Here is a 19,915-nt window from a genome sequence, read left to right on the forward strand (position 1 = left end):
GCAACGCGGGCGGCGCGCGACATAGGCAGGGCCGGCACGCAGCACCCCGTGGCCCGCGGAGGTGACGCAGCGTCAACGCGGTCGACAACGCGGCGGCAGCCGCCTGGGCGCCCTTGTCCTCGGCGGAATCCGGCAGACCGGCGCGGTCGAGCGCCTGCTCCTCGGTGTTGGTGGTCAGCACCCCGTTGGCCACCGGCGTCGACTCGTCCAGTGACACCCGGGTCAGGCCCTGGGTGACGGCGTCGCAGACGTAATCGAAATGCGGTGTCTGCCCGCGGATGACGACACCCAGCGCGACGACGGCGTCATGGGTGCGCGCGAGTTCCTGTGCGACAACCGGGATTTCGATGGCCCCCAGCACGCGGACGACGGTCGGGTCGGCCACGCCGGAGTCGTCGGCCACCCGGCGGGCACCGTCGAGCAGCGCGTTGCAGATCTTCGAGTGCCAGGTGCTGGCCACGATGGCCAGCGACAGCTCCGAGGCGTCCATCTCCGGAAGTTCCGGGACGCCGGCGCCTCCGCTCACAGAGCGCCACCGAGATCACCGGGAACGACCTGGTCGTAGTCGTCGAGGCCGGCCAGGTCGTGACCCATGCGGTCGCGCTTGGTCATCAGGTAGCGGATGTTCTCGGCGTTGGCCCGCACCGGCAGCGGCACCCGCTCGATGATGTGCAGCCCGTAGCCGTCCAAGCCGACCCGCTTGGCCGGATTGTTGGTCAGCAGCCGCATCGAGCGCACCCCGAGGTCCACCAGGATCTGTGCGCCGATCCCGTAGTCGCGTGCGTCGGCAGGCAGGCCGAGCTCGAGGTTGGCGTCGACGGTGTCGGCGCCGGCGTCCTGCAGCTGGTAGGCCTGCAGCTTGTGCATCAGGCCGATGCCCCGGCCCTCGTGGCCGCGCATGTAGAGCACGATGCCGCGACCTTCGCGCGCGACCATCGCCAGCGCGGCGTCCAGCTGGGGACCGCAGTCGCAGCGCCGCGAACCGAACACGTCACCGGTCAGGCATTCGGAGTGGACTCGCACCAGCACGTCGTGGCCGTCGTTCTCCGGACCGCTGATATCACCCTTGACCAGGGCGACGTGCTCCACCTCTTCGTACATGCTGGAGTAGCCGACGGCGCGGAACTCGCCATGCCGGGTGGGGATCCGGGCTTCGGCGATGCGCTCAATGTGCTTTTCGTGCTTGCGCCGCCACTCGATCAGATCAGCGATGGAGATCAGGGCCAGGTCGTGCTCGTCGGCGAAAACTCGCAGCTCGTCGGTCTGGGCCATCGAACCATCGTCCTTTTGGCTGACGATCTCGCAGATCGCGCCCGCCGGCTGCAGACCGGCCAACCGGGCCAGGTCGACGGCGGCTTCGGTGTGGCCGGGGCGGCGCAGCACGCCGCCGTCCTTCGCGCGCAACGGAACCACATGGCCGGGCTTGGTGAAGTCCTCCGACACGCTGCCGGGATCGGCGAGCAACCGCATCGTCGTCGCCCGATCGGCGGCCGAAATGCCCGTTCCCACACCATGTTTCGCGTCGACAGTGACCGTGTAGGCAGTGCCGTGCTTGTCCTGGTTGACCGCGTACATGGGCAGCAGACCAAGCTTGTCGCAGATCTCGCCGGACAGCGGCACGCACAGGTAGCCCGAGGTGTAGCGCACCATGAACGCGACCAACTCCGGCGTCGCCTTCTCGGCGGCGAAGATCAGGTCGCCCTCGTTCTCGCGGTCTTCGTCATCGATGACGACGACGGCCTTGCCTGCCGCGATATCGGCAACCGCCCGTTCGACGGTGTCCAGCCTCGTCATCCCTGCCGCCTACCCCTGTCCAATGTTGCTGCTACCAGACAGTATGAACCACCTGCGCCGCGTGATTATTGCCCGTCCTGTTGAGCGGCCCGCTCACTCGGCCGGCCCCGGCCCGGGACGCCGATATGTGCAGGCCAACGCTGTGGTGTGACGTACGTGACAGGACTGACCCCGCGGGGTGAGCGACGAGTCGACTGTGCGGTCTCATACGCACACGTCGGTGTGTCGCGGATGAAACCGCACAGCCGGTGGTGATTAGAAGTGCGATGAAGCGACCCGGTCTCGATGTCGAAGTGCTTGGCGTTCCGCCGTTGGGGCGCGACCCAATTGGACTCCCCGCTGGCCCGCGAGCCGTGGCTGCGGCCGGTCGGATCGGCTGAACTAAGCCGGTAGGTCGGGATGATGTCGCGGGAGAGACTGGTCGGCTTTGTCGCGCTGCCCGACTCCGATACCGGCCCTGAGTGCCCACCCGCTGACCGATCAACCGCTCATGACCTGCGGCACCGTGGCTGCCAAATCATGCCGCACGCAGTCGATCTCCCCCATCAAATGCGCACGGGAACCATCATCGATCGAATCTCAGGGTGGCGTGGCGTCCGTCTCCGAACCACTCCCGCCGCCAAGCGACGTGCCATTGGTCCAGGTCCGCACCGCGCCCGCCCTGGTCGTATCGACGACACCGTTGACAACCTTGTAGTAGCCGTCATAGACGGTGAGGCTGACGGGGTTGTTGACACCCCACTTCGTACCGGTGCCGTCGTAACCACCGGTGAAGGTCCCGTTCTGGGACCAGATGTAGGTGAGGCCGTCACCGTCGCTGTCAGTCACTTTGACTACGGTCACGTTCTTGGTGAACACGGCGCCGTAGGTGCCCGACGTCACCGGCCTGTTGTTGGAGGCATAGACCGGCAGCCGCACCGCGACCATTGCGGTGCCCGAGTATCCGTCGGTCACCGTGAGGTCGAGGTAGTCGTTCCTATCACTATCTGAGGCAACGATCTTTGCCGCCTGGTGGGATTGCGCATCGGAGACGTTCCGCGTGTAGGTGAACGATCCGTCACCCTTGAGCACAACGGTGCCGCCGTTTCGGGTGGACAGGGTGACGGTCCCAGAACCGACCGGGACAGTGATTCCGTTGATCTTCAGCGCGTCGCCGTCGGTGTCGTTCCACTTGATCGTCCCAGCCGGCATGGTCACGGTCTGTGTCGTGCCGCTGCGACTACCGACGCCCGCTGTACCAGTGACGGTCACCGTGGGCGCGGCGTTAGGTATCGTGGGCTGGACAAGCAACCGCAGACTGACCGTACGGCCATTGGCATCGGTCGCGAGTATGTTCACGTAGTCGTCGGTCGTGGGGCCATGACCCAGACTCTCATCACGGTGATAGGTGAAGGCGCCGGTCGTCGGATCGAACGATGTCACCGAACCCTTCGTCGGAGGGGCGCCCAGCGAGAAGCTCGAGAATCCGCCGGGGAGGTAGGTCGACGAGCCAGGCACCTTACCGCTGTAGTAATACTGCGTCGAGGTGTTGATGTTGGTCGGAGTGATTGCCGCTGTGCTGTTAGTCACCGTCACCGTGACGACTGTGTTGCCGTAATGGCCGTCGTTGATATTCACCTGGAAGCTCTGGCTGCCGCTCACCGTGGCCGATGAGATATACGTAAAGTCGCCTGTATCCGGGTTTATGGTGACGATGCCGCCGTTGCCAGCCCCATTCTTCGTGTAGGCGGAGTTGTTGCTCAAACCGTTGACCGACGAGCCGACCAACGAGTACTTCAGCGTGTCGCCATCGGCGTCGCCGCCGTTTACTTTGCCCTTCACCACGCCAAGGCCGTCGGTGCCAATCACCGTGACGGTTCCGGTGGGGTTGGCGTTTGTACCGCCGATGATCCCGATCTTGAACGTGAGGGTGTACGGAGCACCGTCTGCGGACAAGACCGGAATCTGCACGGTGTCGTATCGGTCGGCCTCGTTCTCCGAGGTGGACCTGTGGAAGAACGCGTCGTCCTGGAACTTGGAGTCCCACACCGCCGGCGGCGTGTAGGTGAACCCACCTGTGGAGTTATTGACGGTGACCAGCGCGTGACCGTCCGACGTATACGTCCCGCCTTGAGAGACGCCAAAGAACTGAACCGGGTTGCCGTCCTGATCTACCACATGGAACGTCCCGGCGGCATACATGCCCAGCGCGTTCTTATAGTGCCAGCTCTCGTACGTCGTATTGGTTGTGTACGTCTGGAAGAGGGCTATCTCCTGGAACCGCTTGTATAGGGCGACTAAGGCGACATACGTCACCAAAGTGAACGGATTCACTTGAGCTGCAGTCAAAGTGGGCAGAACGATGTTAAATGCCTCTTCGGGACTGCTGTAAACGCCACCTCCCAGGGCTACCGAGGCACCGACCTTGAGTCCTAGCGTGGTGGCGTTATGAAGGTCGGACCTCGTGACGGTGGCCCCGGTGGTCGTGTAGATGACGTCAATCGCGATCTGCTCCATGTCATACACGCCGTTAAGCATGTCGCCCAGAACAGTCGCCGTCCCGGCCACGGCGGCACCCATGATCTTGTACACCGAGATGATGTTGAGAGCGCCGGCGCCGTCGGCGATCCTGAAGGGCGGCACGACGCGGTTCAGAAAATCGCCCCACGCATTGAGGGTGGAGGCGAACGTGTAGCCCGGGATCGATGACGTGACAAAGATGGCTGCGAAATCCAGCGAATCCTTGATCCACCGTTGCGGACTGCCGATTGGCGCGGTCGCAATCAATTGGTCGAGTTGGGCCGTCAGCGCATCGAGACTCTGGTCGATCGGATGATTGGTGATGTCGACGAAGTGTCGGGGCGGCCCAGGCCAGCCAACGAGACGAGCGAGCGCCCTCGCGACCACGCTGAGGTAAATCGGATCCTGTGTCGGGTCTGTCGTGGCGGCAGCTGTGGCAGCGGGGTCGGAGCGGCTTTGACAGCAGCCAGCGTGGACTTGGCGGCCTTCGGCGTGGCCGTGACCACCTCGACTGAATCCGGCGTTTCCGTGCTGGGCGAGGAGCTTGACGCATTCGCGCCTGTTGCCGGCTCCGTCGAGACCGGGGTTTTCGAGCCATCGGTGGCGCCCGTGCCATCGGTGTCGTCGGGCGTGCCCTCGCTGGTCGAAGGCGTCGAGCCAGCGGTGGTCGAGGGCGGCGGCGGCGTGATGTCGGCATCGGTAACAGCCCGGCTCGATCCGGTTGCGCTCGTGGTCGATGAGGAGCGGGGCGCTGGCGCCGACTGCTTGCTGGACTGGCGATTGCGTGCGGACCCAGCCGAACCTGCCGTCCGCTTGGGACTCGAGGCGCTTCCGGAGTCATTCGCCGAACTCGCCTTCGGGCCAGAATCCGCCGAACCGCCGTCGGTTGCGGCTGCCGCCACGCCTTGACCGGCCGCTACCGTCAGACCGATTCCCACAGCAGCAGCCACGATCCCATTGCGAGCCGCCTGCTTCCCGTTATGCGTTACCGGCTTGCGATGACGTCCGGCGTGCTTTCGGTGGCGACCCCCGCGCTTCTTGGAACTCACCAGCTCTCCCGCTTATCCGCAGTGTGACGAGACTCATGGATCTGCAGCGCTAGAGACGCACGCCACTTTGATGACACCGCAACGTAGCATTCTCCGAGGCACATTTTCAAAGTTTGCCACGGTCAGATTTTCCGAGATCGGCTCCACCAGCAACTTCATCGTATTTTTCGGAGTCCGTGTCGCGATAGCGAAGCTGGTAAGCCCACACAGGAAGCAGCGTGCAGCAAATTTACCCACTAATCAATTGATCAGTTGGGAATGTGCAGGTCAGCGCACGCGGTCGGCGAGCAAACGTTCCACGTATTTGGCGATGACATCGACTTCGAGGTTCACCGGCGTGTCGACCGCCGCACGACCCAGGGTGGTGAGCGCCAGCGTGGTGGGGATCAGCGAGACCTCGAACCAATCGTCACCCAGCCCGGACACCGTCAGGGAGATGCCGTCGACGGTGATCGAGCCCTTCTCCACCACGTACCGCGACAGCTCCGGCGGCAGCGCGATCCGCACGATTTCCCAGTGCTCGGACGGTGCGCGGGAGATGACGCGGCCGGTCCCGTCGACGTGACCCTGCACGATGTGCCCGCCGAGCCGGCTGTTGACCGCCGCGGCGCGCTCCAGGTTGACCGCGCTGCCGACGTCGACCGCGGCCAGACTGGACCGGTTGAGCGTCTCGGCCATCACGTCGGCACTGAACTGCCCGCCGGGCAGCACCTCGACGACGGTCAGGCAGACGCCGTTGACGGCGATCGAATCGCCGTGTCGGGCATCGGCGGTGACGACGGGGCCGCGGATCACGAACCGGGCCGAGTCGGCCAACTCATCCTTGCCGACGATCTCACCCAGTTCTTCAACGATTCCGGTGAACACGCGCCCAATCTAGCCTCGGCGTGACGACACTCGCTTAGGTGCACTAAATCTGCAGTTCACGGGCTATAACGCGAGCCCGGTCCAGCCCGGCGCCGCAGGTCTGGTCACCCCGACCCTCTACGATGCACCTATGCCGACGTGCCGCCGAATGTTCGCCGTCCTTGCCGCCCTCCTCGCAACAGCCGCCCTGTTCGTCGCGGGCTGCTCGTCCTCCTCCAAGCCTTCCGAGCCGCTACCGGAGGCCGCCGGTCTGCTGCAGCAGTCCATTCAGGTCACCAAGGCCCTCAAGAGCGCCCACCTCGAGATCACGGTCGGCGGCAAGATCGAGGGTCTGCCCGTCAAGAAGCTGTCCGGCGACCTGACCAACGTGCCCGCGACCGCGGTGTCCGGGAACTCGACCATCTCGATGGGCGGCTCGGACGTCGACATCCAGTTGGTCGTGCTCGACGGCACCCTGTACGCCGCACTGACCCCCAACAACTGGCTCGACATGGGCCCGGCCAAGGACATCTACGACCCCTCGGTGGTGCTCAACCCGGACAACGGGCTGGCCAACTGGCTCGCCAGCATCACCGACGCCAAGTCGGAGGCCAGCGAGACCATCAACGGTGTGGACACCATCCGCATCACCGGCAACGTCAGCGCCGACGCCATGAACAAGCTGATCCCGCTCAAGGCCTCCAGCCCGCTGCCCGCCACCGTGTGGATCCAGAAGGCCGACCCGCATCAGCTGGTCCAGGCCAAGGCCGACACCGGGAACGGCAGCAGCATCCAGATCACGTTGTCGGAGTGGGATAAGCCGGTCAGCGTCTCCAAGCCCGCCGTCTGACGGGCCCGGTGATGGCTGAGTCTGTGGACACCGCTGCACACCGGGTGGGGACCTCCGGCCGCAGCCGCCGGATCGTGATCAGCGCGGGTAGCCTCGCCGTTCTGCTCGGGGCGCTCGACACATATGTCGTGGTCACGATCATGGTCGACATCATGTCGACGGTCGGCATCCCGGTGAACAAGCTGCAGCAGGTCACCCCGATCATCACCTGGTACATGCTGGGCTACATCGCGGCGATGCCGCTGCTGGGCCGGCTGTCCGACCGCTTCGGACGCAAGCTCATGCTGCAGCTGTCCTTGGTCACGTTCGCGGCCGGCTCGGTGGTGACCGCGCTGTCCACCGACCTGACCATGCTGGTGGTCGGCCGGCTCGTCCAGGGCGTCGCCGCAGGCGCCCTGCTGCCCGTGACGCTCGCGCTGGCGGCCGACCTGTGGGCCGCCCGCAGCCGGGCCGCGGTACTCGGCGGCATCGGCGCCGCCCAGGAGCTGGGCAGTGTGCTCGGCCCGCTGTACGGCATCGGTGTGGTGCTGCTGCTGGGCAAGTGGCAGGACGTGTTCTGGATCAACGTGCCGCTGACGCTGATCGCGATGGTGGCGATCCACTTCAGCCTGCCTTCCCACGACCGCAGCGAGAACCCCGAAAAGGTCGACCTGGTCGGCGGCATCCTGCTCGCGATCGCATTGGGCCTGGCCGTGATCGGGTTGTACAACCCGAACCCCGACGGCAAGACGCTGCTGCCGCCGCACGGCCTGGTCCTGGTCATCGGCGCGATCGTCGCGGCCATCGCATTCTTCGTCTGGGAGCGGTTTGCCCGCACCCGGTTGATCGAACCGGCCGGCGTCCGGTTCGTGCCGTTCCTGGCCTCGCTGGGCACCTCGCTGTGCGCGGGCGCGGCGCTGATGGTCACGCTGGTCAACGTCGAACTGTTCGGCCAGGGCGTGCTGGGCAAGGACCAGACGCAGGCCGCGTTCCTGCTGCTGCACTTCTTGATCGCGCTGCCGATCGGAGCGCTCATCGGCGGCTGGATCGCCACCCGGATCGGCGACCGGATCGTCGCCGTGGTCGGCATGCTGATCGCCTCGGGCGCCTACCTGCTGGTGTCGCACTGGGGTACCAATGTGGCCACCACCCGCCACGATCTCGGCTTCGTGTCGCTGCCGGTGATCGACACCGACCTGGCGCTGGCCGGCTTCGGGCTGGGTCTGGTGATCGGCCCGCTCACCTCTGCCGCGCTGCGGGTGGTGCCGGCGGCTCAGCACGGCATCGCCTCGTCGCTGGTCGTGGTGGCCCGCATGACCGGCATGCTGATCGGCGTCGCGGCGCTCAGTGCGTGGGGCCTGTACCGGTTCAACCAGATCCTGGCCACACTGCCGAGTCCGGGCGGCAACAGCCTGGCCGCCAAGATCGCAGGCGAGGCCGAGCGCTACCGCACCGCCTTCGCCATGCAGTACGGCTCGATCTTCTTCGTCACCGTGATCGTGTGTCTGGTCGGCGCCGGGCTGGCCCTGTTCGTCGGCGGCAGGCAAGCGCACGCCGGCTCCGCGGATGCCGAGTCGTCGCTGACCCCGTCGCAGTAGCTCACACGTCGCGGGCCAGGAGGTCGGCCCAGGTGTCGCGGCGCACCACGAGCCGGGCGTCCCCGTTCGCGGCGAACACCACCGGGATGCGGCGCGCCCCGTTGTACTGGTTGGACATCGTGTAGCAGTACGCGCCGGTGACCGGGACGGCCAGCAGGTCCCCGACCACTGGATTGTCAAGGGAGACAACGTCGATCAGCTGGTCGCCGGATTCGCAGTGCCTGCCGACGACGGTGACCTCGGAGCCCCCGCCCACCCGGTCGACGAGGGTGGCCTCGAACCGCTGCCCGTACAACGACACCTCGAGGTTGTCCCCCATCCCGCCGTCGACCGCGACGTGGGTGACCACCCCGTGTTTGACGGTCGTCACCCGGTAGACCGTGCACGCCGCGGTCGCGGTCATCGACCGGCCCGGCTCGACGATGATGCGGGCGTCGGCGGGGACCAGGCCGCGAGCCTTCTCGATCATGGTGTGGGCGTAGGCGTCCACCGTCGGCGGGTGATCGGCGTAGGTGTAGCGCACCCCGAGCCCGCCGCCGAAGTCGTATACGTCGAAGCTGCCCAGCTCGGCGACCGGAGCCACGGCGGCGGCGAGCTGGTCGGCGTCGAGCAGCTGCGAGCCGACGTGAGTGTGCACGCCGTCGCAGCGCAACACCCGGCTGCGTCGGATCTTCTCGATCGCCAGCCGGGCATCTGCCGGCAGCAGGCCGAATTTCGAGCCGGCGTGACCGGTTGCCACCGCGGCATGGGTATCGGCCTCGATACCCGGCACGACCCGCACCAGGCAGGGCTGCCTGCGGCCCGGCTCGACAATGCGTTCCAGCCGGTCGATGTCGTCGAAGTTGTCGACGACGATCAGGCCGACACCGCTGCTGACGGCCATACCGATTTCTTCGTCGGTCTTGGCGTTGCCGTGCAACAGCATCCGCGCCGGATCGGCCCCGGCGGCCAGTGCGGTGGCGATCTCTCCCCCGCCGGCCACGTCGAGCAGCAGCCCTTCCTCGCTGGCCAGACGTTGAATTGCGGTGCAGGGGAACGCTTTCGACGCGAATGCCACATCGGCTCGGGCCCACCGGCTGCGGAACGCGCTCAGGTAGTCCCTGGCCCGCTGCCGCACGGCGTCCTCGGCGACCACCATGACCGGGGTGCCGAATTCGGCAGCCAGCGCATCGAGTCGGCAGCCCCCGACGGTCAGGACGCCGTCGGAGTGCTGCGAACCGGGCGGAAACAAACCGAGTACATCGGGATCGTTCATCACGCCATCCTGCTCCATGCCGCGCGGTCCGCGATCACTGTGACATCCCCGTGCCGCTGCAACACCGATGCCGGCACAGCCGCGTCGACGGGGCCGCGCAGTGCGGCAGCCAGCGCGTCGGCCTTTGCCCGACCGGCCGCCAGCAGCAGGATGGAGCGGGCCCGACCGATCGTCGCCAGTCCCTGGGTGATCGCGCTGCGCGGGACGTCGTCGACCCGGCCGCCGAAGAACCGGGCGTTGTCGTGCCGGGTCTGGTCGGACAGCTCCACCACCCGCGTGGTCGAATCGAGCGGCGAGCCGGGCTCGTTGAACGCCAGGTGCCCATTGGAGCCGATCCCGGCGATCTGGACATCGACACCGCCAGTCTCGGCAATCCGCTGCTCGAATGCCTCCGCCACAGCCGCCGGATCGGCGCTATCTCCTTGCGGCACATGAACATTGGCGATAGGGATACCGAGCGGATCGGCGACGCGCGAACGCACGTAGGCCGTGTAGCTGCGTGGGTCACCGTCGTCGAGACCGACGTACTCATCGAGTGCGAGCACCGTGGCACCGGAGAGGTCGACCTCGCCGCGACGGCTGCGCGATGCCAACTCGGCGTACACCCGCATCGGGGTACCGCCGGTGGCCACCCCGAGCGTGGGCGCGGCGGACGGCAGCCGCTCCAGCAGGGCGGCGGCCGCGGTGGTGGCGAACATGTCGTCGTCGACGACGGTCACTTTCATCGGTTCACCTTCGCGCTCGCCCGCAGCCGTGCGTCGTCATGGCGGGCCAGGCAGTCGGTCCACCAGCCATGCCGGTCTGGTCGGGGCGCGACGATCCGCGGGGCATCGTCGCGGATGATCGGATTCCCGGTCACGCCCGCGGCGAACAGCGCCGCGCCGATCGCCGAATGGTCGGTCACCGCCGGATCCACCCACACCTCTCGTCCCGTCGCATCCGCGATGTCCTGCCACATCAGCGGGCTTACCGCACTACCGCCGCCGAGCCGGACCGGACCCGACTCACCCGTCGCAGCGGAAAGCACATCGATGCACCGGCGCAACTCGACCACGATGCCGGTCAGCAGTGCCCGGCCGATATGACCGACGCCCATCCCCAGCCGGAGGCCCTGCACGGTGCCGGTCAGGCTGGGATCCCACAAGGCGCCCTGCTCCCCTGGCGATAGATACGGCAAGAACAACGGCGCGTCGGCGAGCGCCACCGTTGCTGCCGCCTCGAGCAGATCGGCCGGTCCGTCCAGGCCGAACAGCGCGGCGATGGCGTCGAACGCCGAACCCATTGCGAGCAGATCCATTTCGAGTCCCCAGCCGGACCCGGCCAGTGGGGTGACCAGGTAGCGCATGTCGGGATCGCGGGTCGGCCGATCGGAGACACCCAGCACGACTGCACTGGTGCCGGCGATCACCCCCACCTCTCCGTGCGCCCGCGCCCCCACTCCCAGCACACCGAGCACCGAGTCCGCCGCGCCCAGCACCACGGGCAGCTCGCCCGGCACTCCCCACCGCTGCCGCCATCGTTGCGTGAGGGGCAGTGCGGTGGCCGAATGGGCCACCTCGGGCAAGCTCGGCAGACCGGACGCGGCGACCAACTCCGCACTCCAACAACCACGTTCGAGATCGAAGACGGCGCTGCCCGCCGCGGTGCTGGGGTCGGTGAGCAACGACCCGGTCAGCTGGTGGAACAACACGTCCTTGGCGCCGGCGACGGTTGTACCGGCGCAGCCCAGCCCCTGAAGCCGGGCGTGCATCGGCGCCAGGTACCGCCCGTCGACCCGCTGTCCGGTGATCCGATAGAGCTCGGCGTCCCCGACCATGGCGCGCAACTGGTCGGCCTGCCGCTCAGCCCGGCCGTCCTCCCAGGTGATCGCCGCCCCCACCGGCTCGAGCATGGTGTCCAGCTCGACCAGTGTGGGCAGCATCGCGCTCAGCCCGATCGCACTCCACCGCCGCGGCGGAACCAAGCCGGCCACGACGTCGCCGGCCGCTCCCAGCGCCTCCCACCAATGGTGCGGATCTTGTTCGGCCGCTTCGTGTTCGGGCCGCCGGGTGGGATACTCCGACCGCGCCGATGCGACGACCGCACCGTCGTGATCGACCGCGACGACCTTGACCGCCGAGGTGCCGAGGTCGACGCCGATGACTACCGGTGCGGTCACGACCGGGACGCGGCCGTCCGGGTGCGGGCAACAACGGTCAGCGCGTCAGCGGCGGCCTGGAGCGTCTCGTCGATGTCACGGTCGTCGTGAACCAGCGAGACGAACAGATTCTCGAACTGCAGCGGATGGAACAACACCCCGCGAATCACCATCTCCTCATACCACCGGGTGAACAGAGCCTCGTCGGCACGGCTCACCGCGTCGCGCCAATTGTGGATAGGACCGTCGGCGAACCACAACTGGAACACCGTGCCGAGTCCTTCACAGTAGGCATCCAGGCCGCGCTCGGCGGCCAACTCGCCGAGGCCCGCGGCCAGGCGGTGCCCCAGTGCCCGCTGCCGCTCATACAACCCCGGTTCGGCCAGCAGGTCCATCGTCGCCGACACCGCGGCGCATTGCACGACGTTGGCGTTGTAGGTACCCGAGTGGGAGTAGATGCCGTCGGCGACCAGGTGCATGGCTTCCGTCGAGCCGCCGACCGCGGCGACCGGGAACCCGCCGCCGAGGCCCTTGGCCAGGGTGGTGAGATCCGGTGTGACGCCGAACCATTCCTGGGCCCCGCCGCGCGCGAACCGGAACCCGGTGATCACCTCGTCGAAGATCAACAGAGAGCCGTGTTTGCGCGTTTCGCTGCGCAGAAGTTCCAGATAACCCGGTTCGGGCAGGATGCACCCGGTGTTGAACACCGCGGGTTCGGTGAGCACCGCAGCGATCTCGTCACCGCGCCGGTTCATCAGCTCCACGAAGCTGTCGGCGTCGTTCCACGTCAGCACCACGAGGGTGTCTTCCAGTTCGGCCGGGACCCCGGGTCCCATCGCAACCGGTCGTGGATGATCGGCCGGTCCGGCCAGCACCGGGTCGACGTGGTTGGACCAGTACACGGTGTCCTGCCAGCCGTGGTAGTGCCCCTCGAACCGGACCACGATTCGCCGTCCGGTGGTGGCCCTGGCCAGCCGAACCGCCGTGCCCACCGCCTCGGATCCGGAATTGGTGAAGCGGACCTGTTCGATACCCGGTACGGCGGCCACCACCTTTTCGGCGGCCTCGATCTCCAGCTCGTACGGCAACCCGAAGCACGTGCCGAGATCGCGGACGGCCTCGGTGACAGCGCTGGTCACCACCGGATGGCGATGCCCGAGGATCATCGGACCGAGCCCCAGCAGATAGTCGATGTAGGTATTGCCGTCCACGTCGGTCAGGCGCGATCCGCTGCCGTGCGCCATCACGATCGGATAAGGCTTCCACCCGTTGCGCGGCAGCCGGGCCGTCGAGCCCGCACCGCCGGGAATCGTTCGCTTGGCCCGTTCGTACAGCGCCTTGGTGACGGGGGTCCGGGCCGCATAAGCATCGGTGAAGTGCATCAGGGAATCTCTTTCATCGTTGAAGGTCGTGGTAAGTGCAGTGGCCGGCTCATGCCGGCGGGTCAGTGCGGATTTCGCGGCGCGGTGTAGAACGGCGCCTTTCCGACCGTGGCCGAGACGACGGACAGCAATAGCCCGACCAGCGCGAGGCCGACGCCGAACCCGAGTTCGATTCCGTTCAGCGACCCCGAGGTGATCGAGTAGACGACGACGAACGCCATGAACGCCGCGCCCAGACCCGGCATCAATCCCCCGATCACGAAATCCTTGACAGAGGAGACGATCTGGCGCCGGTAGCACCAGATGGCGGTCACCGCGGTCAGCAGATAGAAGATCGCCGCCATCAATCCGAGCGTGCTCACGATGTTGGCCAGCGCCTCACCCACCGCGCCGATAAGCGTTGAGCCCCAGAGGAATGCGATGTTGAGCAGACCGAACAGGATTGTCGCGTTCAGCGGCGTGCCGTACTTCCCACTGACTTGTGCCAGCCAGGACGGCACGACCCGGTCTCGCCCCATCGCGAATCCGATCCTCGAAGCACTGACGATCGCCGCAAGCAACGACGCGAGGGTGCCGCCGAGTACCGCGACGATCATCACGTTCGCCCAGAAGCCGCCACCGATCCGTTCACCCACGAACGCAAGGATGTTGGCTGCGTGATCTTGCATGTCCTGCATCGGCGCGATCCCCTGGAACGCCAACACCGACACCGAGTAGATGACGAACAGCAGGACAACGCTGGTCACGGCGGCCCGTCCGGCAGTGCGGCCGGAAGCTTCCTCACCGACGTAGGCAGCGGTGTCCCAGCCTGAGTAGAGGAAGATCGCCAGCAGCACGCCCGATATCAACGACTTGAAGCCGCCCGCCCCCTCGACCGTGAACCACGAGATGCTGGGCTTGACCACGTCACCGTTGCCGCGGGCGATGAATATCACGGCCAGGACGGCGAACCCGATGAGCAACGCGTATTCGAAGATGGCCCAGCCCAATTGGAACCGGGCTGACAGGGCCACGCCCAATGCGGCCACTGCGGTGACGATCAGGTCGAACACGGTTCCCACGGCAGCCACCGCGACCGGGCTGTCTGCGGCGTGATCGGAGAAGAAGCTGAGCAGGTAGCTTCCGAGCGGGATGGTCAGGCTCGTCGTACCGACCGTGTAGTACAGCAACATGATCCAGCCGGCGAAGAACCCGGCATGCGGGTTGAGCACCCGGCCCACCCAGGTATACGTCGCCCCCGCACTCGGTTGCCATGCGTGCAGGCGTTGGTAACCGAGTGCGATGCCCAGCATCGGGACGAAGCAGATGAGAATCGGCACGACACCGGCGTACGCGACGGTCGCCAGGATCGCGGCCAGCGAGACGGCCACGCTCTGAATGGGTCCCGAACTGGCCAGCGCCATCACCACCACGTCCACTGCGCGCAGTGCTCCCGACCGCAGTCCCCCAGCCGGGGCAGCCATGTCCCGGGCCATCAGGAATCGCCGTCCTTGCGACCGATGAGCGTTACGAGGGTCTGGCGCAGGATCTCGGCGGTCGCGATCATGTCCGGAATGGACACCCACTCCTGGGCCGCGTGGTAGTTGCCGCCTTCCGGCCCGAACAGGACCGTGGGGATGCCGGCACTTTGGAACAGCGCGGCGTCTGTCCACGCGTTGAGACCGGTCACTGGTGAGCGGACTCCGTTGACGGCTTCCGTTGCGTCGCCGAGTGCGTTCAGCAGCTCCTCGTTGCCCGCACCGGTGAAGGGGTCGCGGTCCAGGCGGACGACGACCTCACCACGAAAGCGCGGTTCGGATTCGGTGACCTCGGCGAAGATCGCCTCGATCTCGGCGACTCGGTCGGCCAGTGTCTCGCCCGGCTGGGTGCCGATCTCGATGCCCAGCACGGCCTGGTTGGGATAGGTGGCGTAGTCGGTGCCGCCGCGGATCGTTCCGGTGTGGAACACGGTGCGGCCGTTCTTGGGATCGGGGTTGGGTTTCCAGCGCGTCTCGTCGAGCCGGTGCAGGCGGGCCACCACCTCGGCCATGTGGACGATGGCGTCGACGCCCTTGTCGGGCGCCGAACCGTGCGCCGGCTCGCCGTGCACCACGATGTCGATCCAGCCGAACCCCTGATGTTCGCCGTAGATGGTGTGCGAACCGTCGGGTTCGAGGTTGATGGCCAGGTCGATCTCGGCGGCATGATGGGCGACCAGGTGCTCCGTGCCGATGCTGACACCCTCCTCGTCGATCACCAGGGCTACCAGCACGTTGCCTGCCAATCCTGTTCCGGAGCGCACCAATTCGCGTACCGCGAGCATCGCGGCGGCGCAGCCGCCCTTGTCGTCGGCCACGCCGAGTCCGATCATCCGGTCACCGTCGACGACGGGGTGCAGTGCGCTGTCGGCCCAGTTCGCGTAGCCGACGGTGTCGCTGTGTGCGGACAGGCAGATCGTCGGGCCAGGTGCACTGCCCCGCAACCAGGCCAGCACGTTGGGGCGGCCGGGTTCCACCTCCTCCAGCGTCGCCTCCAGCCCGAGGTCGGCCAGCCAGTCGCGCATGAAGCGGGCGACGTCGCCCTCGCCGGCCCCTCCCGGGATCAGCCAGGGCGTCACGGAGTCGATTCGAACCATCGCCTCGAGTAGCTCGATCGCTTCCTCACGAGTGACGGTCATGTGGTGCTCTCCTTTGGTGTTGGTGATTCTGTGACGTCTGAAAAATGGCACGCCACTTGGTGTTCCGGCGTGGCATCGGTGAGCATCGGTTGCTCGGCACGGCAGCGATCGGGTTCACCGAGCTGCCGGTAGAGCGGACAGCGCGGCGCGAACCGGCAACCCGGAGCGGTGGCGGTGGCGTTGGGCGGCTCACCGGTCAACAGCGCGCGGGCCATTCGCCTGCCGCCACCCGCCTTGGGCATGACGTCCACCAGCGCGCGAGTGTACGGATGCCGGGGTGTACCGATCACATCGGCGGCGCAACCCTGCTCGACCACCCGGCCCAGGTAGAGGACGGCAACCCGATCCGCAAAAACACCGGCCAGTGCGAGATCGTGGGTGATGAAAAGGATTGCCACGTCCAGGCGTTCGCGCATGTCCAGTAGCACCCGGATGACCCCGGCACGCAACGAGACATCGAGCATGGACACCGGCTCGTCGGCCACCAGGAGCCGGGGCTGCAGCGCGAGTGCGGCCGCGATCGCGACCCGCTGGCGCTGCCCCCCGGATAGCTGGAAGATGCGGCGCTGCGCGATCGCTGCGGCCGGTGTCAGCCCGCACATCTCCAATGCCGCCAGCGCCACCCCGCGTCGCGCCGCGGCATCCAGGTCACGTCGATGGATCGCCAGCCCCTCGCTGACGAGGTCGACCGCGGTCGCGTTGACCGGCAGGCTTTCGAACGGGTCCTGGAAGATCATCTGGAACTCGCGGCGCTGTCTGCGCAGCGCGGCGCCGCGGGCATGGGTGATGTCCACACCGCCTACCGACACCGTTCCCGAACTGGGGTCGACCAGCCGCATGAGGGTGCGCGCGACAGTGGTTTTCCCGCAGCCGGATTCACCGACCAGTGCCACGATCTCACCCTCGTGGACGGACAGGTCGACACCGTCGACGGCACGTGCTGTCAGCCGTCGCCGACCGTGCCGGACCGGAAAGTGCACATGCAGGTCGCGTACCTCGGCGACCACCGGCTTGGTCATGCGCGGGCCTCCACCGTATGGCATGCTGCGAGGTGAGCGGCAGCGCCGGCAACCTCCTGCAGCGCGGGATCGTCGGTCGCGCACCGTGCCAGCTTTTCGACACACCGGTCATTGAATCGGCAGCCCGCCGGCGGGTGTGCGAGATCGGGTGGGCTGCCGGGTATTCCGCAGATCGACGCCTGCCCCGCGTCCAGTCGCGGATAGCAGTCCAGCAGTCGGCGGGTGTAGGGATGCGCCGGCCGTGAGTCCGAGCTCAAGATGTCCTCGGCACGACCACATTCGACGATGCGCCCGGCGTACATCACCGCGACCCGGTCGCAGAGTTCGGACAGCACGGTCAGGTCGTGGGAGATGATCAGCATCGACAGCCCCAGTTCGTCGGCCAGACCGCGGATCAACTCCAGGATCTGGGCCTGGGTCATGACGTCGAGCGCGGTCGTGGGCTCGTCGGCGATCACCAGGTCGGGGCGGCAGGCCAGCGCCATGGCGATCATCGCGCGCTGCTTCATGCCGCCGGAGAGCTGGTGGGGATAGTCGGCCGCCCGCCCGGAGGCGATCCCCACCTGGGTCAGCAACTCGGCGACACGGCGCCGCACCGCTTTGCGGTCGGCCTCCGGTTCGTGCGCCCGGATCGCCTCGCGCACCTGATCGCCGATCGTCATCACCGGGTTGAAGCCGTTCATCGCGCCCTGGAACACCAGCGACAGCCTCCGCCAGCGCAGTGCCCGGAGTCCGGCCTCGTCGACGGTGCTCAGATCCGTGCCGGCGAATGTCATCTCGTCGGCGGCCGCAACAGCGCCGGGCGGCAGAAGACGCGCAACGGCGAGCGCCAATGTACTTTTCCCACAGCCGGACTCGCCGGCCAGCCCGACCACCTCACCGGCGGACACATCCAGGTCGACACCGTCCACCGCGCGCACGCCACCGCGGTAGGTGACGCTCAGGTTCCGAACGCTCAACAAGCTCATTCGGCCACCGCCAGCCGAGGGTTGAGGATCCGTTCCAGACTCTGCCCGACGAGGGAGAACGCCAGCACCACCAGCACGATGCCGACGCCCGGTGGCAGGAAGTACCACCAGAAGCCGTTGCCCACAGCGCCGGCGGCGAACGCGTTGTGCAGGATCTGGCCCCACGAGGTTCGGGTCGGATCGCCGAGGCCAAGGAAGGACAGGGTGGCCTCGGCGAGGATCGATCCGGCGATGACCAGAACGGCGTTGGCGATCACCAGCGCCAGCACCCCGGGCAGGATCAGTCGCCACAGGATGCCTGCCGAGGACAGGCCGACGGTCTTGGCGCGGGCCACCACTTCGCGTTCACGCAGCGCCAGCACCTGGGAGCGGACGATGCGCGCCGTACTGGGCCAGCTGGTGATTGCGATGACCAGAACGATCATCGGCAGGCTCTGCCCGATGATCGCGCCGAGTGCGATCATCAACGGCAAGTTGGGCAGCACCAAGAAGAAGTCGGTGATCCGCATCAGCACCGCGTCTATGAAGCCGGTGAACCAGCCCGCCAGCGCCCCGACCAGGGTTCCGATGAGCACTGTGATGACAGTGGCGATGAGCCCGATCTCCAGTGACACTGATGTTCCGGCCAGTACCTGCCGCAGCACATCGCGGCCGAGTTCGTCGGTGCCCAGCCAGTGGGCGGCACTGGGTCGCAACAGGATTCCGGCGCGTGTGTCGGCGACGTCAGTACGGTCGTAGGGCGCCAGCAGCGGGCCGGCGATCGCGACGACCATAACCGCGACCACAGTCAGCAGCCCGGTGCGGCCCATTCGGTCGGCGAAGAGTTGGCGCAGCACGCCGCGCCAGCCGCCCGGCACGTGTGCCGCGGCAGGTTCCTCGGGTTCCAGTGCGGGGTTCATCAGCGGTCCGGTCATGTCAGCCGCACCCGCGGGTCGAGCATCCGGTAGACCAGGTCACTGGCGAAGTTGGCCAGCACGACCACTACCGCGAAGATCAGGAAGCACGCTTCCATCACCGGGTAGTCGCGCCGGATCACCGACAGGTAGATCAGCTGTCCCATGCCGGGCCAGGAGAACACCGTCTCAACCTGGATCGTGCCGCCGACGGTGGCGCTGGCGTAGAGCGTCGTGGCGGTCACCACGGGCAGCAGCGCATTGCGCACGCCGTGTCGCCAGAGCACCCGCCGCGGGGTCAGGCCCTTGGCCCGGGCAGTGGTCATGTAATCCTCGGACAATGTCGCCAGCAGTGAGCTGCGGGTGATCAGGACGAACTGGGCGATGTCGACCAAAACCATGGCGACGGTCGGCAGGACGAGATGCCTTGCCAGGTCCGCCATTCGGGTGAACACGGTGGGGTACAGCGCGTCGGCGGTGTACATGCCTGCGATCGGAAACCAGCCGAGTGACACAGCGAAGACGAAGATCAGCAGCATGCCCACCCAGAACGTGGGCAGACTCCAGAACACCAGCGATCCGATGACCAGCCCGGAGTCGGTGCGCGAGCCGCGCCGGGAGGCGGCGAACACCCCGATCAGGACGCCGAGGAGGATCACCAGCAGCGTCGAAACGGTGACCAGGATCAGGGTGTTGGCAAGGGCTTTCACCACGATCGGGCCGACCGACCCCTGGTAGGTGTAGGAGAAGCCGAGGTCACCCTTGAGCAGGTTCTGCAGATAGGTCACGAACTGCGAGGCCATCGGCTGGTCCAGGCCGTAGTAGGTGCGCAGCCGGGCGATCGCGTCGGCGTCCAGGTGTTGACCACGCGCGATGTGGGTCACCGGGTCTCCCGGCATCAGGTGGAAGAGAACGAAATTCGCCGCAACCACCGCTACGAGCGTGAGCACCAGGTACGAGATCTTTTGGCTCAGATACCGAAGCATCGAT

General features: G+C 66.9%; 16 protein-coding genes and 1 pseudogene. 3 read left to right on the top strand and 14 right to left on the bottom strand.

The window, feature by feature from the left end; all coding sequences use genetic code 11:
• Positions 1-55 precede the first annotated feature (55 nt).
• The 3 genes and pseudogenes from ribH to D3H54_RS16510 form a co-directional block, all read right to left on the bottom strand.
• Positions 56-526: pseudogene (gene ribH / locus D3H54_RS16500) on the bottom strand (6,7-dimethyl-8-ribityllumazine synthase); the annotation flags it as partial.
• Positions 523-1,794 (bottom strand): bifunctional 3,4-dihydroxy-2-butanone-4-phosphate synthase/GTP cyclohydrolase II, encoded by a 1,272-nt coding sequence (locus D3H54_RS16505; RefSeq protein WP_149379956.1) that lies wholly within the window; start codon positions 1,792-1,794, stop codon positions 523-525. The pseudogene ribH and the gene D3H54_RS16505, both read right to left, overlap by 4 nt.
• A 579-nt stretch (positions 1,795-2,373) precedes the next feature.
• The gene (locus D3H54_RS16510; protein ID WP_149379957.1) at positions 2,374-4,680 is read right to left on the bottom strand and encodes an autotransporter outer membrane beta-barrel domain-containing protein; all 2,307 of its coding nucleotides are present in this window, start codon (positions 4,678-4,680) and stop codon (positions 2,374-2,376) included.
• A gap of 69 nt (positions 4,681-4,749) precedes the next feature.
• Between D3H54_RS16510 and D3H54_RS16515 the strand changes: the two genes are divergently transcribed.
• A complete protein-coding gene (locus D3H54_RS16515; protein ID WP_149379958.1) occupies positions 4,750-5,202 on the top strand; it encodes a hypothetical protein in 453 nt (150 codons plus the stop codon).
• 407 nt (positions 5,203-5,609) lie between these two features.
• On the opposite strand, the gene D3H54_RS16520 is transcribed toward D3H54_RS16515, so the two are convergent.
• Positions 5,610-6,209, bottom strand: coding sequence for a riboflavin synthase (locus D3H54_RS16520; RefSeq protein WP_149379959.1), 600 nt, complete (start codon positions 6,207-6,209; stop codon positions 5,610-5,612).
• 130 nt (positions 6,210-6,339) lie between these two features.
• On the opposite strand from D3H54_RS16520, the gene D3H54_RS16525 reads away from it, so the two are divergent.
• Both D3H54_RS16525 and D3H54_RS16530 read left to right on the top strand, forming a co-directional pair.
• Complete coding sequence (locus tag D3H54_RS16525) at positions 6,340-7,038, top strand: LppX_LprAFG lipoprotein (protein WP_168214886.1); 699 nt, start codon at positions 6,340-6,342, stop codon at positions 7,036-7,038.
• Between the two features lie 11 nt (positions 7,039-7,049).
• Positions 7,050-8,615, top strand: coding sequence for an MFS transporter (locus tag D3H54_RS16530; protein WP_149379960.1), 1,566 nt, complete (start codon positions 7,050-7,052; stop codon positions 8,613-8,615).
• Position 8,616: 1 nt separating this feature from the next.
• Here D3H54_RS16530 and lysA read toward each other — a convergent pair whose 3' ends face one another.
• The 10 genes from lysA to D3H54_RS16580 all read right to left on the bottom strand — a co-directional run bounded on the left by lysA (position 8,617) and on the right by D3H54_RS16580 (position 19,911).
• A complete protein-coding gene (lysA, locus tag D3H54_RS16535) occupies positions 8,617-9,870 on the bottom strand; it encodes a diaminopimelate decarboxylase (protein WP_149379961.1) in 1,254 nt (417 codons plus the stop codon).
• Positions 9,870-10,595 carry a glucosamine-6-phosphate deaminase gene (locus tag D3H54_RS16540; protein ID WP_149379962.1) on the bottom strand — a complete coding sequence of 242 codons (726 nt, stop codon included), beginning with the start codon at positions 10,593-10,595 and terminating at the stop codon, positions 9,870-9,872. The genes lysA and D3H54_RS16540 overlap by 1 nt, the downstream gene beginning before the upstream one ends.
• On the bottom strand, positions 10,592-12,028 hold the full coding sequence (locus tag D3H54_RS16545; protein WP_149379963.1) for a xylulokinase: 1,437 nt from the start codon (positions 12,026-12,028) through the stop codon (positions 10,592-10,594). Before D3H54_RS16545 ends, D3H54_RS16540 begins: the two co-directional genes overlap by 4 nt.
• A complete protein-coding gene (locus D3H54_RS16550; protein WP_149379964.1) occupies positions 12,025-13,389 on the bottom strand; it encodes an aspartate aminotransferase family protein in 1,365 nt (454 codons plus the stop codon). The genes D3H54_RS16545 and D3H54_RS16550 overlap by 4 nt, the downstream gene beginning before the upstream one ends.
• A gap of 62 nt (positions 13,390-13,451) precedes the next feature.
• Positions 13,452-14,864: an APC family permease gene (locus D3H54_RS16555; protein WP_149379965.1), complete on the bottom strand. Its 1,413-nt coding sequence runs from the start codon at positions 14,862-14,864 to the stop codon at positions 13,452-13,454.
• Complete coding sequence (locus D3H54_RS16560; RefSeq protein ID WP_149379966.1) at positions 14,864-16,045, bottom strand: M20 family metallopeptidase; 1,182 nt, start codon at positions 16,043-16,045, stop codon at positions 14,864-14,866. The genes D3H54_RS16555 and D3H54_RS16560 overlap by 1 nt, the downstream gene beginning before the upstream one ends.
• Positions 16,042-17,064: an oligopeptide/dipeptide ABC transporter ATP-binding protein gene (locus D3H54_RS16565; protein WP_149379967.1), complete on the bottom strand. Its 1,023-nt coding sequence runs from the start codon at positions 17,062-17,064 to the stop codon at positions 16,042-16,044. The genes D3H54_RS16560 and D3H54_RS16565 overlap by 4 nt, the downstream gene beginning before the upstream one ends.
• Positions 17,061-18,032, bottom strand: a complete 972-nt coding sequence (locus tag D3H54_RS16570) for an ABC transporter ATP-binding protein (protein ID WP_149379968.1) — start codon at positions 18,030-18,032, stop codon at positions 17,061-17,063. The genes D3H54_RS16565 and D3H54_RS16570 overlap by 4 nt, the downstream gene beginning before the upstream one ends.
• Positions 18,029-18,946, bottom strand: coding sequence for an ABC transporter permease (locus tag D3H54_RS16575; RefSeq protein ID WP_210419566.1), 918 nt, complete (start codon positions 18,944-18,946; stop codon positions 18,029-18,031). Before D3H54_RS16575 ends, D3H54_RS16570 begins: the two co-directional genes overlap by 4 nt.
• Complete coding sequence (locus D3H54_RS16580) at positions 18,943-19,911, bottom strand: ABC transporter permease (RefSeq protein ID WP_149379969.1); 969 nt, start codon at positions 19,909-19,911, stop codon at positions 18,943-18,945. Before D3H54_RS16580 ends, D3H54_RS16575 begins: the two co-directional genes overlap by 4 nt.
• Positions 19,912-19,915 lie beyond the last annotated feature (4 nt).

It is taken from the genome of Mycobacterium sp. ELW1 (assembly GCF_008329905.1).
Classification (GTDB): Bacteria; Actinomycetota; Actinomycetes; order Mycobacteriales; family Mycobacteriaceae; genus Mycobacterium.

Coding starts and splice junctions, on each gene's coding strand:
- D3H54_RS16505 (WP_149379956.1), bottom strand. CDS start 1,794: ATGACGAGGCTGGACACCGTCGAACGGGCGGTTGCCGATATCGCGGCA.
- D3H54_RS16525 (WP_168214886.1), top strand. CDS start 6,340: ATGCCGACGTGCCGCCGAATGTTCGCCGTCCTTGCCGCCCTCCTCGCA.
- D3H54_RS16530 (WP_149379960.1), top strand. CDS start 7,050: ATGGCTGAGTCTGTGGACACCGCTGCACACCGGGTGGGGACCTCCGGC.
- lysA (WP_149379961.1), bottom strand. CDS start 9,870: ATGAACGATCCCGATGTACTCGGTTTGTTTCCGCCCGGTTCGCAGCAC.
- D3H54_RS16540 (WP_149379962.1), bottom strand. CDS start 10,595: ATGAAAGTGACCGTCGTCGACGACGACATGTTCGCCACCACCGCGGCC.
- D3H54_RS16550 (WP_149379964.1), bottom strand. CDS start 13,389: ATGCACTTCACCGATGCTTATGCGGCCCGGACCCCCGTCACCAAGGCG.
- D3H54_RS16555 (WP_149379965.1), bottom strand. CDS start 14,864: ATGGCCCGGGACATGGCTGCCCCGGCTGGGGGACTGCGGTCGGGAGCA.
- D3H54_RS16560 (WP_149379966.1), bottom strand. CDS start 16,045: ATGACCGTCACTCGTGAGGAAGCGATCGAGCTACTCGAGGCGATGGTT.
- D3H54_RS16565 (WP_149379967.1), bottom strand. CDS start 17,064: ATGACCAAGCCGGTGGTCGCCGAGGTACGCGACCTGCATGTGCACTTT.
- D3H54_RS16570 (WP_149379968.1), bottom strand. CDS start 18,032: ATGAGCTTGTTGAGCGTTCGGAACCTGAGCGTCACCTACCGCGGTGGC.
- D3H54_RS16575 (WP_210419566.1), bottom strand. CDS start 18,946: ATGACCGGACCGCTGATGAACCCCGCACTGGAACCCGAGGAACCTGCC.
- D3H54_RS16580 (WP_149379969.1), bottom strand. CDS start 19,911: ATGCTTCGGTATCTGAGCCAAAAGATCTCGTACCTGGTGCTCACGCTC.